This is a genomic window from Pseudoxanthomonas sp. JC1303, assembly GCF_058448525.1.
The window spans coordinates 81522-97403 of record NZ_CP185958.1 but is presented as its reverse complement, the minus strand read 5'-3'; the positions used below and the strand labels follow the sequence as shown (position 1 = coordinate 97403).

General features: G+C 66.0%; 11 protein-coding genes and 1 tRNA gene. 10 read left to right on the top strand and 2 right to left on the bottom strand.

All coding sequences use genetic code 11. The features are described 5' to 3' along the window. Positions 1 to 5 precede the first annotated feature (5 nt). The 5 genes from ACORQU_RS00460 to ACORQU_RS00440 all read left to right on the top strand — a co-directional run bounded on the left by ACORQU_RS00460 (position 6) and on the right by ACORQU_RS00440 (position 7423). A complete protein-coding gene (locus tag ACORQU_RS00460) occupies positions 6 to 1526 on the top strand; it encodes an NADH-quinone oxidoreductase subunit M (RefSeq protein ID WP_491642757.1) in 1521 nt (506 codons plus the stop codon). An 11-nt stretch (positions 1527 to 1537) separates the two neighbouring features. After that, positions 1538 to 3001, top strand: coding sequence for an NADH-quinone oxidoreductase subunit NuoN (gene nuoN / locus ACORQU_RS00455; RefSeq protein WP_491642756.1), 1464 nt, complete (start codon positions 1538 to 1540; stop codon positions 2999 to 3001). A gap of 61 nt (positions 3002 to 3062) precedes the next feature. Then, positions 3063 to 3139 (top strand) — tRNA-Met (locus tag ACORQU_RS00450). An 867-nt stretch (positions 3140 to 4006) separates the two neighbouring features. Then, positions 4007 to 4918 carry a GGDEF domain-containing protein gene (locus tag ACORQU_RS00445; protein ID WP_491645186.1) on the top strand — a complete coding sequence of 304 codons (912 nt, stop codon included), beginning with the start codon at positions 4007 to 4009 and terminating at the stop codon, positions 4916 to 4918. A 21-nt stretch (positions 4919 to 4939) separates the two neighbouring features. Further along, entirely contained in the window at positions 4940 to 7423 is a 2484-nt protein-coding gene (locus tag ACORQU_RS00440; RefSeq protein ID WP_491642755.1) for a putative peptide modification system cyclase, read from the top strand. A 7-nt stretch (positions 7424 to 7430) separates the two neighbouring features. Here ACORQU_RS00440 and ACORQU_RS00435 read toward each other — a convergent pair whose 3' ends face one another. Both ACORQU_RS00435 and ACORQU_RS00430 read right to left on the bottom strand, forming a co-directional pair. Continuing rightward, positions 7431 to 7730, bottom strand: a complete 300-nt coding sequence (locus ACORQU_RS00435; protein WP_491642754.1) for an NHLP-related RiPP peptide — start codon at positions 7728 to 7730, stop codon at positions 7431 to 7433. Positions 7731 to 7796: 66 nt separating this feature from the next. Then, a complete protein-coding gene (locus ACORQU_RS00430; protein ID WP_491642753.1) occupies positions 7797 to 8972 on the bottom strand; it encodes a putative peptide maturation dehydrogenase in 1176 nt (391 codons plus the stop codon). Positions 8973 to 9424: 452 nt separating this feature from the next. Between ACORQU_RS00430 and rimP the strand changes: the two genes are divergently transcribed. From rimP to truB, 5 genes are all read left to right on the top strand, one after another. Beyond that, positions 9425 to 9991, top strand: coding sequence for a ribosome maturation factor RimP (gene rimP, locus ACORQU_RS00425; RefSeq protein ID WP_271645335.1), 567 nt, complete (start codon positions 9425 to 9427; stop codon positions 9989 to 9991). A gap of 51 nt (positions 9992 to 10042) precedes the next feature. Continuing rightward, positions 10043 to 11554 (top strand): transcription termination factor NusA, encoded by a 1512-nt coding sequence (gene nusA / locus ACORQU_RS00420; RefSeq protein WP_271645336.1) that lies wholly within the window; start codon positions 10043 to 10045, stop codon positions 11552 to 11554. A 95-nt stretch (positions 11555 to 11649) separates the two neighbouring features. Beyond that, a complete protein-coding gene (gene infB, locus ACORQU_RS00415) occupies positions 11650 to 14283 on the top strand; it encodes a translation initiation factor IF-2 (protein WP_491642751.1) in 2634 nt (877 codons plus the stop codon). Positions 14284 to 14364: 81 nt separating this feature from the next. Continuing rightward, entirely contained in the window at positions 14365 to 14739 is a 375-nt protein-coding gene (gene rbfA, locus ACORQU_RS00410; RefSeq protein ID WP_491642750.1) for a 30S ribosome-binding factor RbfA, read from the top strand. After that, positions 14739 to 15776 carry a tRNA pseudouridine(55) synthase TruB gene (truB, locus tag ACORQU_RS00405; protein ID WP_491642749.1) on the top strand — a complete coding sequence of 346 codons (1038 nt, stop codon included), beginning with the start codon at positions 14739 to 14741 and terminating at the stop codon, positions 15774 to 15776. The genes rbfA and truB overlap by 1 nt, the downstream gene beginning before the upstream one ends. Positions 15777 to 15882: the final 106 nt, after the last annotated feature.

Sequence of the window (15882 nt, the reverse complement as noted above, 5' to 3'; positions counted from 1 at the left end):
AACACGTGTCGAACCTGCTGAGCATTCTGATCTGGCTGCCGATTCTCGGTGGCGCCCTGGCCCTGCTGATGGGAGGCGGGCGTGCGCGAGCGGCTCGCTGGCTGGCCTTAGGTGTGGCCTTGCTGACGTTCCTGGCGAGCCTGCCGCTGCTGGTGCATTTCCAGTGGGGCAATGGCGACATGCAGTTCGTCGAGAAGCACGCCTGGGTGCCTGCGTTCGACATCTGGTATGCGCTGGGGGCCGACGGCATCTCGGTGGCGCTGATCGTGCTGACCACGCTCACCACCGTGCTGGCCCTGATCGGCGCGTGGACCTCGGTGGACAAGCGCGTCAACCAGTACGTCGCGGCGTTCCTGATGCTCGAAGGCATGATGGTCGGCGTGTTCTGCGCCACCGACGCGATGCTGTTCTACGTGTTCTTCGAGGCGATGCTGATCCCGATGTTCCTGATCATCGGTGTCTGGGGCGGTCCGCGCCGCATCTACGCCTCGGTCAAGTTCTTCCTGTACACCTTCCTCGGCTCGGTGCTGATGCTGGTCGGGCTGATCTACCTGTACCTCAAGGGTGCGCAGCTGGGCCATGCGAGCTTTCAGTTCGCCGACCTGTACATCCTGCCGCTGACCGCCAAGGAGCAGACCTGGCTGTTCTTCGCCTTCCTGATCGCCTTCGCGGTCAAGGTGCCGATGTTCCCGGTCCACACCTGGCTGCCCGATGCGCACGTGGAGGCGCCCACCGCCGGTTCGGTGATCCTGGCGGCCATCATGCTGAAGATCGGTGGCTACGGCTTCCTGCGCTTCTCGTTGCCGATCACGCCTGATGCCGCGCACGAGTGGGGCCAGCTGGTCATCGTGCTCTCGTTGATCGGCGTGGTGTACGTGGGTCTGGTCGCGCTGGTGCAGGAGGACATGAAGAAGCTCATCGCGTATTCGTCCGTTTCGCACATGGGCTTCGTGACCCTGGGTACGTTCATTGCCGCCGGCCTGTTGCGCGACTACGACAACGTCGACGCCGCGCGCCTGGGCCTCCAGGGCGCCATGGTGCAGATGATCTCGCACGGCTTCGTCTCCGGCGCGATGTTCTCGTGCGTGGGCGTGGTCTACGACCGAATGCACACACGCATGATCAAGGACTACGGCGGCGTGGCGAACGTGATGCCCTGGTTCGCCGTGTTCTTCGTGTTCTTCGGCATGGCCAACTCGGGCCTGCCGGGGACCAGCGGCTTCGTCGGTGAGTTCATGGTCATCCTGGCCAGCTTCCAGAAGCACCCCTACATTGCCTTCGTGGCCGCCCTGACCCTGATCATCGGCGCCGCTTATACGCTGTGGCTGGTCAAGCGCGTGCTCTACGGCGAGGTGGCCAACAGCCACGTCGCCGAATTGAAGGACATCAACTGGCGCGAAGCCCTGGTGCTGGGCGTGTTTGCCGCGGGCACCCTGGCGATCGGCGTGTATCCCAAGCCGCTCACCGACCTGCTTGAACCGTCGATCGCGAATCTGGCGATGCAGCTCGCCACCAGCAAGCTGTAAGGAATTACGTCATGGCCGCCCCGATGCTTCCCTCCGCCCCCGCCACCGACCTGCTGTCGATCATTCCCGAGCTGGTCGTCATCGCCGGCGCGTTCGTGCTGCTCATCCTGGATGTCTTTCTGGATGCGCGGCGTCGCGTGATCACCCATGGCCTGACCCTGCTCGTGCTGGCCATTGCCTTCGTGCTGCTGTTCGCGCACGTGGGCGAGGGCACCCAGGCGGTGACGGTCTTCAACGGCATGTTCGTGCATGACGCCATGGCCGACGTGGTCAAGGCCACGATTGTCCTGGTCAGCGGGCTGTCGCTGATCTACGGCTGGCCGTACCTGCGCGAACGCGACCTTTACCCCGGCGAGTTCCCGGTTCTGGTGCTGTTCGCCACCGCCGGCATGATGATGCTGACCTCGGCCGGCAGCCTGGTGATGGTGTATCTCGGTCTGGAGCTGCTGTCGCTGTGTTCCTATGCCATGGTGGGCATGAACCGCGACAACGGCCTGTCGACCGAGGCGGCGATGAAGTACATCGTCCTGGGGTCCATCGCCTCGGGCCTGCTGCTGTACGGCATGTCGCTGGTCTATGGCGCGACCGGCTCGCTGGAGCTGTCCCAGATCAGTGCCGCCATCGCGGGCATCACCGACCGGCCGATGCTGCTGACCGGCGTGGTCTTCATGGTGTGCGGCATCGCCTTCAAGCTGGGCGCGGCACCGTTCCACATGTGGTTGCCTGACGTCTATCAGGGTGCGCCGACGCCGATCACGCTGTTCATCAGCACCGGCCCCAAGCTGGCGGCCTTCGCCATGGCCTATCGCGTGCTCGAGCAGGGCGTCGGGCCGACCGCCGAACAGTGGCACCTGCTGCTGGCCGCGCTCGCGGCGCTGTCGCTGATCATTGGCAACGTGGTGGCCATCGCCCAGACCAATCTCAAGCGCATGCTGGCGTATTCGACCGTCTCGCACGTCGGGTTTTTGCTGCTTGGCCTGGCCGGCGGCGGTCCTGAGGGGTATTCGGCTGCACTGTTCTACGGCATCGCCTATGCGCTGATGTCCGCAGCGTCCTTCGGCGGCATCCTGGTGCTCTCGCGCAAGGGTTTCGAAGCCGACACCATCGATGACTTCAAGGGTCTCAGTGCACGCAGCCCGTGGATGGCGTGGATGGTGCTGTGTGTCATGGCTTCGCTTGCAGGCGTTCCGCCGTTCCTGGGTTTCTGGGCCAAGCTGGTGGTGCTGCGCGCCGCCTTGCACGGCGATCTGATGTGGCTGGCCCTGCTGGGCGTGATCTGTGCGGTGATCGGTGCGTTCTACTACCTGCGCGTGATGAAAGTGATGTTCTTTGACGAGCCGGTGGGTTCCCTTCCGGATGCGCGTTCAGGTACACTAGTCCCCGTTGTTTTTGGCATCAATGCCCTGGGTCTTCTGGCCCTTGGACTGGCTTGGAACCCAGTCATGACGTGGTGCAAGACCGCGTTCGGCATCTGATGTAACGGAAGGTTCTAAGGGTTGCAAAAAATCCTCAATACCTTCATAATTCCGCTTCTGCTGCGGGGTGGAGCAGTCTGGCAGCTCGTCGGGCTCATAACCCGAAGGTCGCAGGTTCAAATCCTGCCCCCGCTACCAAGAAAGAAGTCGCTTTATCTGCTCCAGAGCGACTGTTGAATACGATGCGGCGATCTCGGTAACGAGGTCGCCGTTTTCGTTTGGGGTAGTGCTTGGTTTTTGTCCAACGCCTGCTTCGAGGCGTATCTCACTGGCATCTGACCAGAGAGGATTCGGCTTCCTCCTTCGCGGTGTGTTGGCTGGCGGCGAGCGGCACTCGCCAAGGGACTTGCGGCGAGCACTGTTCCGATCGTGACTGGGTTGCCTTCCAGGTCGCAGTCGACCGAAGCCTTCCAAGATCGCCTTGATCTGTGTGCGATGGTCGTCATGGCCTTGCGCAAGCGCATCGCATCATCGCGTGCGCGTCCGGGAAAGGGAGGAGGTTCGGCCCAGAACCGTCCCCCCGGGCCGGGACGCCGCGTCGCGGCCGGTGGCGTCTCGGCCGCGTCACCGGCGGCGGGCTCGCGCGCCCTCCGGCGTGAAGTCGGCGCTCGCCTTGCGCTGGCAACTCGCTCATGTGAGTGGCTCGATCGGGGCAGCAGCTCGATAGGAGACGCCCGCGCGCGCTAATGGCCCGGTCTTGCCCGCGACATCAGGGCCTTCACGGGCGCCGAGGAACCGGGTACCTTGCTCGAGGGGAGTGATGCCGGATCGGGGTGCGCATTCTTGCAGCGGGTCACCTCGTGTCTTCGAGGCTGCGTCCGGATGTTGCTATGCTGTGAAGGTCACTGGTGGTTCGCCAGTCGTTTGGATTTGGGTATGGCCTGCGATCTCAAGACGCCGGAATCAAGCGACGTGGCCGTTGGCGTTTCCCGGCGGGCGGCGCACGAAGTGTTGTCCGCCGATGAACTGGCCCTGTTCTGCAGGTTTGGCCGCGAGCGGTCGTTCATGGCGGGCGAGCGGATCTTCGAGCGTGGACAGGTCGGGACGCAGATGTACGTCTGCCTGGAGGGTGGCGTCGATCTGGACTTCGGCCGCGACCTGATCGTCAAGCGGATCGGCGCGGGCGGCTTCTTCGGGGAACTCGGATTGCTGATCGGAGGGCATGCGCGCAGCGCCGATGCCAGCGCCGCCAGCGCGTGCCGGCTACTCGAGCTGGATCACCACGACTTCGAGCGTCTGGTTGCGCATGATCCGGCACTGACCGCGCATTTCCTGCGCGCTGCGATCGTGCGGGTTGTTCACAGCGAACAGTCGCTGATCCATCAATTGCGCCGTCGCAATCATGAATTGGAGGCGGCGCTGGAGAGCCTGGACGCCACTTCGCGCCAGCTCAATCAGTCCGAAGTGCTGGCCGGCACCGATGAGCTGACCGGTCTCTACAACCGTCGCGCACTGGCGTCCTACCTGCAGACGTCTCGTCTCAAGGGGGGACTGCCCGCGCTGGGCCTGTTGCTGATCGACTGCGACCGATTCAAACGTGTCAACGACCAGTATGGGCACGTGGTGGGCGATCGCGTGCTGCAGAACGTGGCGCATGCGCTGCGTGCGCGGATGCGGCCCGGTGACTTCGCCTGCAGGCTTGGTGGCGACGAATTCTGTGTGTTGGTCAGTGCGGATGATGCCGCCGAGGTGAGTCGTTTCGCGGAGGATCTTCTGGCACAGGTGCGCAGCGGAATGAACCAGGCCGGTCAAGTGCCACCGCACATTTGTCCGGTCAGCATCGGCATGAGCCTGATCGATGCGCAGGGCGGTTGGAATGACTGGTACGCGCGCGCCGACGATGCGCTTTATGAAGCCAAGCGTCTGGGGGGCGATCGTGTGCATGGTGCTGATCCGCTTCCGTTCGCTCCAATCTGAGGATCGGCTTTCGGCCTCTGCATGAGTGGTGTCGATCCGCAGCAACTCCAGGCGCCGCAGGTCCGAGCGCTGGTGCTCACCGATCTATGCGGCTACACCGCCCTGGTCGAACGACTTGGCGATGCCGCCGCCGCAGAGGTGCTGCGCGAGCATGATCGTCTGGTCCTCGGGTTGCAGAGGCGTTGGCGCGGACAGCTGATCGATCGCTCCGATGGCTTGCTGCTGCTGTTCGAGCGCCCTGTCGACGGGCTGGGGTTCATCTTGGACTTCACGCGCGGTCTGCACGAGTTGGCCCAGGCGCGTGGGCTTGATCTGAAGGCGAGGGCGGGTCTGCATGTTGGCGAGGTCCTGACCTGGCAAAACGATCCGGACGCGATCAGCGCCGGTGCCAAACCTGTCGAGGTGGAGGGCCTGGCCAAGCCGGTCGCTGCGCGCCTGATGGCGCTGGCGCGTCCCGGCCAGATCCTGATGTCCGCCGTGGCCGAGTCGCTCACCCGGCGTGGTGCGCGCGAGTTGGGCAAGGAGCTACGCTGGAAATCGCACGGGCGATGGCATTTCAAGGGCGTGCCCGAGGCGCAGGAAGTCGTCGAAGTGGGCGAGCCCGCGCTGATGCCGTCGCGCAGCCCGGCCGGGTCGGCCAAGGCCAAGCGCGCGCAGCCGCTCTGGCGCCGGCCCGTCTGGCTGGCCGCGGGCGGGGCCCTGGTGTTGCTTATCGCGCTCGGGGCTTGGTTGGCGATGCGTCCGACGCTTGCCTTTGCAGAGCGGGATTGGGTGGTAGTGGCGCAGCTGCAGAATCAGACCGGCGACGCGCTGCTGGATGACTCGCTCGAGCAGGCGTTCCTGATCGGGCTTCAGCAGTCCCGCTACCTCAATGTCGTCTCGCCGCTCACGATCCGCGAGATCGTCCAGCGGATGCGCTTGGAACCGGACCGCCCGATCGATCGCAAGCTCGCCGGTGAGATCGCGGTGCGCCAGGGGGCGCAGGTGGTTCTGGCGCCGAGTGTGTCCGAGGTCGGCAATCGAATCCTGGTCACGGTGGATGTGGTTGATCCGGCGTCTGGCGCGACCATGCTCACGTTGTCCAAGGAGGGCGCGGGACTTGGTTCGGTGCTGCAGACGGTCGATGCGGTCGTGGCCAGCCTGCGTGACGACCTGGGTGAGCAATTGGAGTCGATCCAGAAGGATTCGGCGCCACTGCCTACGGTGACGACGTCCAGCTTGCTGGCGCTCAAGGCCTATGCCCTGGGACAGAAGGCACGTGCCTCGCGCCAGTGCGGACCGGCGCAGGCCTACTATCAACAGGCCATTGAGCTCGACTCCCGGTTCGCTCTGGCTTATGTCGGCATGGCCTTTTGCTATGAGATCCAGGTCGATACTCCCCATGCCCAGGAGGCGTTGGACGCCGCCCTGCGCTTGATCGGGCATCTTCCCGAGCGCGAGCGCCTGTATGTCCAGGCCTGGAAGAGTCGTCTTGACGGAGACTCGTATACGGCGACCGAGCGCCTGCGGGTGTTGGCGCATCTGTTCCCGGATGACGATGAGGCGTTTGGCCAGTACGTATGGCTGACGCTGTCGCAGGCCGGTTACAGCGAGGTCGAGGAGACGGTGACCTCCGTCCTGAGCAAGCACGGCCCTGAGCGTGGCGACATCCTCTCGTATCTCGGGCGCGCGCAATTGGCGTTGGGCAAGCTGGATGCTGCGCGGCAGTCCTTCCAGCAGTCCGATCAGATCCGGGGCAACGGTACGGGCAGCCAGGAAGCGTTGGTCGATGCTGCCCGCGGGCAGGCCCAGGTTGCCTTGGACAAGCTCAGTGCAGCGATAGCCGGACGCAGCATGACCAGTTCGGAGTCGGTCACCATGATCGATCTGGCGGTGCAGCGGGGCTGCGCTGCGTGTGCGGAGCAGATCATCGAGACGCAACTGGCCGCGTATGCGCAGGAGGATCCAGAGAGTTTCATGCCGCGGCTCTATCGCTTCATGCAACTTTCCGTCCGTGCGTCGAGCGGCGACCAAAGCAATGCGGCGGATCTGTTGAAGTACCTGGGCCAGGCCCGTCACGCGGTGACCGACGGATTGGCGGGCGACCGGGAGGACAATGCCTACCTGCTGCTGGCGACCTACTACCTGCTGCAGCGCTTTCATCCGCAGCACGCCGACCAAGCCTTGTTGGATCAGGTGGCCGGGCTGGCGTCAGGCTCCAGGAACGCCACGGTCCTGGCCTTGGTCAACCTGGTCAAGGCCCAGCAACTGGTGATCGAGCGACGCCCCGACCAGGCCATCGCGCTGCTGGAGCAGTGGCGGGGTCGCCCGAACCTGCTGCAGGCCGGCGTTGTCCTGCATGCGGCCCATCTGGCGGCCGGGCACGACCAGGACGCATTGGCCGTGGAGCAACAGGTCGCCTCGGAACTCCCGTTGGCGTATGCCGAGGTCGCCGGAGCATTTTCGCTGCAGCCTCTCAACGTGGCCGATGTCATGGCCATGCGTGGAGAGGCTGTGCCGCGCTAGGCCTGGATCAGTGTTGGGCCAGGGCGGCCTGGACCTTGCCGGATTCGAACACCGGCGTTCCCTGCATGTGGACCTGACTGCCGAAGTAGCGCAGCAGCTGCTCGCGCGCCTCGGCCAGTTCGCTCTTGGATGCCAGGACATCGCAGCAGCTGCACGGCGGTGGCTTCGTCCCGCAGTCGATGCCGAGTTCGCCCAGCGCCGCGGCCGGGTCGGCAGCGAAACGCGTCCGGAAATCGTCGTCGCCGCTGAGCAGGTCCAGCAATGCAATGGCTTGTTCGCTGGTCAGGGTAGGGGATTCGGTGCTCAAGGTTGGGTCTCCGTGTGGTGGTTGTGGACGGCAGTATGCCGAGGTTTCAGCGTTCTGGATCCTGGGTCACTCATGTGCCGGCAATGCTTCCCAGAGGGCGCCGGCGGGGTCGAACTCCGTCGTGGTCATCAGTCCGGATCGCCAGCCAAAGCCACAGACTGCGAGGGGGCTGTCGGCAAGCGGCTGCAGGTCGAGGACCTGCTCGATGTCCACTTCATTGATCGCGGCGGTCACGAATGCGCCCAGTCCTGCCTGAGTGGCGGCCAGGTACAGCAGTTGCGACAGATGCCCAGCATCCAGGATCGCGACTCGATATGCCTTGTTGTGGCGGCGATACTTCCAGAAGGTCCTGGGGAAATTCGCCACCAGCATGACCAGCACGTGCGCCTCGGCAAACCAGTGTTGTTGCGACACGGCGCGCCGCGCGAAAGCCTCCAGTCCTTCGGGCGGCGCCGGCAATGGCTGCAGCGCGTGTTCCAAGGGGGCATGGCGATATAGCCCCGGGCGGATGCCATCCACGTCGCGCACCAGCAGGTAAGCGTCGATCGGATGCAGTCCGCCGCCGGAGGGGGCATTGCGTTTGAAGAGCAGGGCCCCGTTGCGCATGCGGACCTGGCCCTGTGCGGCGAAGGTCCGCTGCAGCAGTTGGGCAAGCAGTTCCGAAGGAAGCGACCTGGACGTGTCGAAGTTGCGACAGGTCACCCGCCGGGCAAGCAGCGCGTCGAAATCATCGGCCGGAACCCGGGGCAGGGCGTGCAGGATGGCGTCGGTGGCCGGTGACGCCGTGGGCATCGGGCCGCGGCGCGCGGTCATGGCGGCCATGTCCAGCACCTCCGCTCGCACCGAGGCATGGGTGCTGTCCACGCCTTGCCAGCGGCTCATGCGATGCATCACCGCCGCCAGGGGCCACCATTCCTGATCGGCAGGATGACCGCGATGCGCCGGCATGTTGGGGCGGGCGGGAACCACCAGGGCGTGCGCCAGCAACTCCTGCAGCGCGTGTTGTAACGCGTCTTCCTGCAGCGCCAACGTCGTCCCTGGGTTGGTCAAGGCCGAGAGCACATGCCATTGATCCGGGGTCAGGGTCACCGGGGTTTCCAGGTGCGGCGCCAGCGCGCGCCAGGCGCGACGGACGGTCAGCCCGGTCTTGCCCGCCAGCAGACCGTGAAGTTTCACCCCTGGCTCCTCATGCCATTGCAGGTGCAATCCATCACAACAGCGCAGATCGGCGAAGCTGGGCATAGAGGGCGCCGTGATTTCCGGCGTGGACGCACTGGTATCGAGTGGCATGGTCAGGCAAGGCTGGCTTTCATCTAGCTTAATGCAAGGTCAGGCACGGAACGGCACCGCAGGCGGCAGGACGCGACAGAGTGCAGGTAGGGCGTGCGCCTCAAGGGTATCGGGTCGTCAGCACGGTCCCACCGCCGAAAGGCGGGCATCAGGTTGCTAATTTGCCCTCTGCGTCTTAAGATTTGCGGCTTACGGCGGTTTGGGTCTGGTCTCGGCGATGTTCAATTGCCGTCCATGGTCTGTTCTCGCCACCAGTTTCCGGGTGTCTGAGGGTTACCTCATCCGCCTGAAGCCTGGGCTCGTAGAGGCGTATTTCCCGCTTCTACATCCAGCGTCATCGGACAAGGGCCCTCTGGGCCCTTTTCCGTTTCCGAAGATAAAACACAGGACGAGACCTCCGCGACGTGACTGACAAGGCGACCGAGATTGCGCAGCTGCTGCAGCCGACCGTCCAGGCCCTGGGCCTGGAGTTGCTGGGCGTGGAATACCTGCCGGCTTCGGGCAATGCCACGCTGCGTCTGTACATCGACGTGGCCGAAGCCGAGCGCGAGACGCGCGTGGTCAATGTCGACGACTGCGAGTCGGTGAGCCGCGAGGTCTCGGCCCAGCTCGATGTCGAGGATCCGATCAGCGGCAACTACACCCTGGAGGTTTCGTCTCCCGGTGTCGACCGGCCGCTGTTCACGCCCGCCCAGTTCGCGCGTTTCATCGGCGAGCAGGCCAAGGTGGTGCTGAAGCTTCCACAGGAAGGCCGGCGCCGGCTGCAGGGGCACATCGTGTCCGTCGAGGCGGACCAGGTCACCCTGGCCGTGGACAACCAGCAGCTCACGGTGGCAGGCGACAATATCGACAAGGCCCGGCTGGTGCCGGACTGGGTCGCGCTGGGCATGGCACCCCAACCCAAGAAGAACCTCGGCGCGGGCAAGGGCGGCAAGAAGGCCCCGGCCGCACCGAAGAAGAAACTGCACTGAAATCAACCCAACCCAACGACGGCCCCTGGCGGGTCGCGCGCGGAGTGAAAGATGAGTAAGGAATTGTTGCTGGTGGTGGACGCGGTCGCCAACGAAAAGGGCGTCCCGCGCGAGGTGATCTTCGACGCCATCGAAGCCGCCCTGGCTTCGGCCGCCAAGAAGCGCTACCCCGATCAGGACGTGCTGGCACGCGTGACCATCGACCACAAGGACGGCACCTACGAAACCTTCCGTCGCTGGGAAGTGGTGGCCGACGATGTGGTCATGGAGTCGCCGGATCGCCAGATCCGCCTGATGGACGCGGTCGACGAGGCCGACGGCGTGGACGTGGGCGATTACATCGAAGAGCAGATCGAGAACCCCGATTTCGGCCGTATCGCCGCGCAGGCCGCCAAGCAGGTCATCGTCCAGCGCGTGCGCGAGGCCGAGCGCGCCCAGGTCGTGGACGCGTGGAAGGACCGCGTGGGCGAGCTGGTCACCGGCATCGTCAAGCGGGCTGAGCGCGGCAACATCTACGTGGACCTGGGCGGCAACGCCGAGGCCTTCATCGCCAAGGACAAGGGCATCCCGCGCGACGTGCTGCGCGCCGGTGACCGCGTCCGCGGCTATCTGTTCGACGTACGTTCCGAACCGCGCGGGCCGCAGCTGTTCATCAGCCGCGCCGCGCCGGAATTCATGATGGAGCTGTTCAAGCTGGAAGTGCCGGAAGTGGGCCAGGGCCTGGTCGAGATCAAGGCCTGCGCACGCGATCCGGGCGATCGCGCCAAGATCGCGGTGCTGGCCCACGACACCCGCACCGACCCGATCGGCGCGTGCATCGGCATGCGTGGTTCGCGCGTGCAGGCGGTGAGCAACGAGCTGAACGGCGAGCGCGTGGACATCGTGTTGTGGAACGACAACCCGGCCAACTTCGTCATCAACGCGATGGCGCCGGCCGAAGTGCAGTCGATCATCGTCGACGAGGATCGCCACTCGATGGATCTGGCCGTGGCCGAGGATCGCCTGGCCCAGGCCATCGGCAAGGGCGGCCAGAACGTGCGCCTGGCCAGCCGACTGACCGGCTGGCAGCTCAACGTGATGACTCAGGACCAGGTTTCGGCCAAGTCCGAGGCCGAGCAGGCCGTCGCCCGCCAGTTGTTCATGGACAAGCTGGAAGTGGACGAGGAGATCTCGGCCATCCTGGTGTCCGAGGGCTTCAATACCGTCGAGGAAATCGCCTACGTCCCGGTCGGCGAACTGCTGGCGGTGGAAGGGTTCGACGAGGACATCGTCGAAGAACTGCGCGCCCGTGCCCGCGACGCGCTGCTCAACGAAGCCCTGGCCGCCGAGGAAGGCGCCGAGGGTGAAGGTCCGGCAGAAGACCTGCTGGCCCTGGAGGGCATGGACGAGGAAACGGCCGAGGCCCTGGCGGCCCATGGCGTGCGTACCAGCGAGGACCTGTCCGACCTGGCCGCCGACGAAGTGGTCGAATTCGGCATCGAGGGCCTGGACGAGGCGCGCGCCGCCGCGCTGATCCTGGCCGCACGCGCCGAGGAGATCGCCCGTTTGGAGCGTGGCGAATGAGCCAGCCATGAACATCGCCCTGATCCCGTCAGGGCTTAGAATCCGCGTTTCCCTTGCTCTGGGCGAGGGGGCGCCAACCAGATCATAGGATCCGAATGTCGCAGCAAACCACCATCCGCAAGCTCGCCGCACTGGTCAACACGCCGGTCGAAAAACTGATCGAACAGCTGGCCGAGGCCGGCATGAAGTTCAACGATCCCGACCAGGAAGTCTCCAGCACCGAGAAGATGAAGCTCCTGGGCTTCCTGCGCCGGACCCACGGCAAGGGAGACCTTGGCGAGGAAGAGACCAGCGCGCCGAAGAAGATCACCCTGGCGCGTCGCAAGGTGCAGGAAGTGACGGTCAAGTCCGGGCGCAGCAACTCCACCGTGGCGGTGGAAGTACGTCAGAAGCGGACCTACGTCAAGCCGACCGAGGCACAGGCCAAGGAGGCACGGCGTGCCGGCGCCGCAGCGGGTGGCGATGACGAGCGCGCGGAGATCCTGCGCAAGCTGGAAGAGTCGCGCCAGCGCAACCTGGAAGAGCAGCAGCGCCTGGCCGAAATGGACCGTGCGCGCGCCGAGGAACAGGAGCGCAAGCGCAAGGAAGAAGAGGCCGTCAAGGCGCAGGCCGAGGCCGAGGCGCGCGCGGCAGCCGAAGAGGCGGCCGCCGCCGAGGCGCCGGTCGAGGCCGGAGCACCGGCCCGGACCCCGGCCAAGCCCAGCGCCCCGCGCAGTGCGCCGCCTGCGCCGCGCAAGGAGCCCGAGCGCGCCACCCCCGCTTCCAAGCACAAGACCCGTGGCTCGCATGCCATGGTCGCCGGGGTCGAGGACGACGACAGCACCCAGCGTTTCGCCGGTCAGCTGCACCTGTCGGCCGCCGACCGCGCGCGCCGTGGCGCGGCCCGTGGCAAGCCCAAGCCCCGTCGCCACATGGAGCAGAGCCGTGGCGGCTCGGGTAACCATCAATTCGAGCGTCCCACCGCACCGGTGGTGCGCGAAGTCGCCATCGGCGAGGCGATCACGGTCGGCGACCTGGCCCAGAAGCTGGCGCTCAAGGGCGGTGACGTGGTCAAGGCGTTGTTCAAGATGGGCGTGATGGCCACCATCACCCAGACCATCGACCACGACACCGCCGCGCTGATCACCGAAGAACTGGGTCACAAGGTCGTGCGCGCCGAGAGCGAGGACGCCGAGGACGCGCTGCTGGCCCACGTCGAGGAAGCGCAGGGTGACCAGACCCCGCGTCCGCCGGTGGTGACCATCATGGGTCATGTCGACCACGGCAAGACCTCGCTGCTGGATTACATCCGCCGCACCAAGGTCGCCACGGGCGAGGCCGGTGGCATCACCCAGCACATCGGCGCCTACCACGTCGAAACCGACAACGGCGTCATCAGCTTCCTGGATACCCCGGGCCATGCGGCGTTCACCGCCATGCGTGCCCGCGGCGCCAAGCTGACCGATATCGTCGTGCTGGTCGTCGCCGCCGACGATGGCGTGATGCCGCAGACCATCGAGTCGGTACAGCAGGCCCGTGCGGCCGGCGTGCCGGTGATCGTGGCGGTCAACAAGATGGACAAGTCCGACGCCGATCCGATGCGGGTCAAGAACGAACTGCTGGCCCAGGAAGTGGTGGCCGAGGAGTTCGGTGGCGATACGCAGTTCGTCGAGCTGTCGGCCAAGACCGGGCAGGGCATCGATACCCTGCTGGACGCCATCAACCTGCAGGCCGAAGTGCTGGAGCTGAAGGCGGTGCCGGATGGCCGCGCCAGCGGCACGGTCATCGAATCCTCGCTGGACAAGGGCCGTGGCCCGGTGGCCACCGTGCTGGTCCAGCAGGGCGAGTTGAAGAAGGGCGACTACCTGGTCTGTGGCGTGCAGTACGGCCGCGTGCGCGCGCTGTTCGACGAGACCGGCGGTCAGCCGGCCTCGGCCGGCCCGTCGATTCCGGTGCAGGTCCTGGGCCTGTCCGGGGTGCCGGACGCGGGCGATGACTTCGTGGTCGTCGACGACGAGCGCTTGGCCAAGGAGGTCGCGCAGCAGCGCGACGCCAAGCGTCGCGAGTCGCGCCTGGTGGCTTCGGCCGGCAGCCGCATGGAAGACATCATGGCCCAGCTGGGCAAGGGCGAGGGCCAGCTGAGCCTCAACCTGATCATCAAGGCCGACGTGCAGGGTTCGGTGGAGGCGCTGCGGCATTCGCTGGTGGCGCTGTCCAACGAGGACATCCGCATCAACATCATCAGCGCGGGCGTGGGTGGCATCACCGAGTCCGACGCCAACTCGGCCCTGGCGTCCAAGGCCACGCTGATCGGCTTCAACGTGCGTGCCGACGCCTCGGCGCGGCGGATTGTCGAATCCAACGGCGTGGACATGCGCTACTTCTCGATCATCTATGACGTGATCGATCAGGTGAAGCAGGTGGCGTCCGGCCTGCTGGGCGTGGAGATCCGCGAGGAGATCATCGGTATCGCCCAGGTGCGCGACGTCTTCCGCAGCTCCAAGTTCGGCGCGGTGGCCGGCTGCATGATCATCGAAGGCGTGGTCAAGCGCTCCAAGCCGATCCGCGTGCTGCGCGACAACACCGTGATCTTCGAGGGCGAGCTGGAATCGCTGCGCCGCTTCAAGGAAAACGTGGACGAGGTGCGCAACGGCACCGAGTGCGGTATCGGCGTGAAGGCCTACAACGACGTCAAGGCCGGCGACCAGATCGAATGCTTCGAGCGGATCGAGGTGCAGCGCACGCTGTGATCGCACCAGCCCGCGCGACCGCGGCTCCGCAAGGAGCCGCCGGTCCAGCGGGCGCCGTGATCGCCGCATTGCCTTGATGCCATGCCAAGCAAATCCTTCCATCGTACCGACCGCGTTTCCGCCCAGCTCCGCCGTGAGCTGGGGACCCTGGTTCATGCCGCCGTGCGTGAGCACGGCCTGCCTTCGGTCAGCGTCTCCGACGTGGAGGTCAGTCGTGACCTGGCCCACGCCAAGGTCTTCGTGACCGCCCTGATGCCAGAGCGTTCGGCCGAGGCGGTCAAGGGCCTGAAGGAACTGGCGCCACAGATCCGTTACGGCCTGGGCCGGGCGGTGAAGATGCGCCACGTGCCCGAACTGCATTTCCATTACGACGACTCGGTCGACAAGGGCGAGCGCATCGAGACCCTGCTGCGCGAGAACCCGCTGCCGCCCAGCACCGAGTCAGACGAAGACTGATGGCCCACGACGATTCCGCCGCGACTCCGGACGCCGACGGCGCCGGCCGCGGCGGCAAGCGCCGTGCCGGGAAAGGGCGTGTGCAGCGGCCGCGGACCAGATTTCGGCGGGTCGACGGCATCCTGTTGCTGGACAAGCCCACGGGCATGAGTTCCAACCAGGCGCTGCAGCGTGTGCGGCACCTGTTCTGTGCCGAGAAAGGCGGTCACACCGGCGCGCTGGACCCGTTGGCGACGGGGCTGCTGCCCATCTGCTTTGGTGAGGCGACCAAGATCGCCGGCAGCCTGCTCGGTGCGAGCAAGGCCTACGACACCGTGGCCCGCCTGGGCCAGGTCACCGATACCGATGATGCCGAAGGCGTGGTGCTGCGCGAGCGCGAGGTCGGCGCCTATCCGATCGATCGGCTTGATGCCGCCCTGCGCGGGCTGACCGGGAACATCCAGCAGCGGCCGCCGATCTATTCCGCGCTCAAGCGCGGGGGGGAGCCGCTCTACGCCAAGGCCCGTCGCGGGGAACTGGTCGAGGTGGACGCCCGCGAGGTCCAGGTGCGCGTGTTCGAACTGCAGGCCGCCGACGACCTGCTCGACCAGGGGCGCCCCCTGCTGCGGCTGCACGTGGAGTGCGGCTCGGGAACCTATGTGCGCAGCCTGGTCCGTGATCTGGGCGAAGCGCTGGGCTGCGGTGCGCATGTGGCCGAACTGCGCCGGCTGTGGGTCGAGCCGTTCCGGGAGCCGCGCATGTGGACCATCGAACAGCTCGAGGCCCTGGCCAGCCGCGATGCCCAGTCGCTGCACGCGTGTCTGCTGCCGCTGGAAGCAGGCCTGGTCGGTTGGCCGCGGATCGACCTCACCGACGAGGCGGCGGCGCGGTTCAGCCAGGGACAGCGGCTCAACCACGTGCCCGGCCCGGCCGGGGCGGTGGCGGCGTTTTCGGCGTCCGGCACTGTCCTGGGCCTGGCCCAGCTGTCCCGCGACGGGGTCCTGGCACCCCAGCGATTGTTCAACTGGCCGACCGGCGGTGGATTGCCACACGGCTGAAACCTTGTGCCGCAGGGGGGCGGAGCCTACAATGCTGCGGCCTTTTCAGGCACCCGGGCCGCACGACGGCCATTCCTCAATCGCAAGCGGCGGACCAGGCGGTGCG

Bases quoted from the DNA above. Each gene is read 5' to 3' on its own strand.
- ACORQU_RS00430 (WP_491642753.1), bottom strand. From the start codon at position 8,972: ATGCCCAGCTTCGCCGATCTGCGCTGTTGTGATGGATTGCACCTGCAA.
- nusA (WP_271645336.1), top strand. From the start codon at position 10,043: ATGAGTAAGGAATTGTTGCTGGTGGTGGACGCGGTCGCCAACGAAAAG.
- rbfA (WP_491642750.1), top strand. From the start codon at position 14,365: ATGCCAAGCAAATCCTTCCATCGTACCGACCGCGTTTCCGCCCAGCTC.
- infB (WP_491642751.1), top strand. From the start codon at position 11,650: ATGTCGCAGCAAACCACCATCCGCAAGCTCGCCGCACTGGTCAACACG.
- ACORQU_RS00440 (WP_491642755.1), top strand. From the start codon at position 4,940: ATGAGTGGTGTCGATCCGCAGCAACTCCAGGCGCCGCAGGTCCGAGCG.
- truB (WP_491642749.1), top strand. From the start codon at position 14,739: ATGGCCCACGACGATTCCGCCGCGACTCCGGACGCCGACGGCGCCGGC.
- ACORQU_RS00445 (WP_491645186.1), top strand. From the start codon at position 4,007: ATGGCGGGCGAGCGGATCTTCGAGCGTGGACAGGTCGGGACGCAGATG.
- nuoN (WP_491642756.1), top strand. From the start codon at position 1,538: ATGGCCGCCCCGATGCTTCCCTCCGCCCCCGCCACCGACCTGCTGTCG.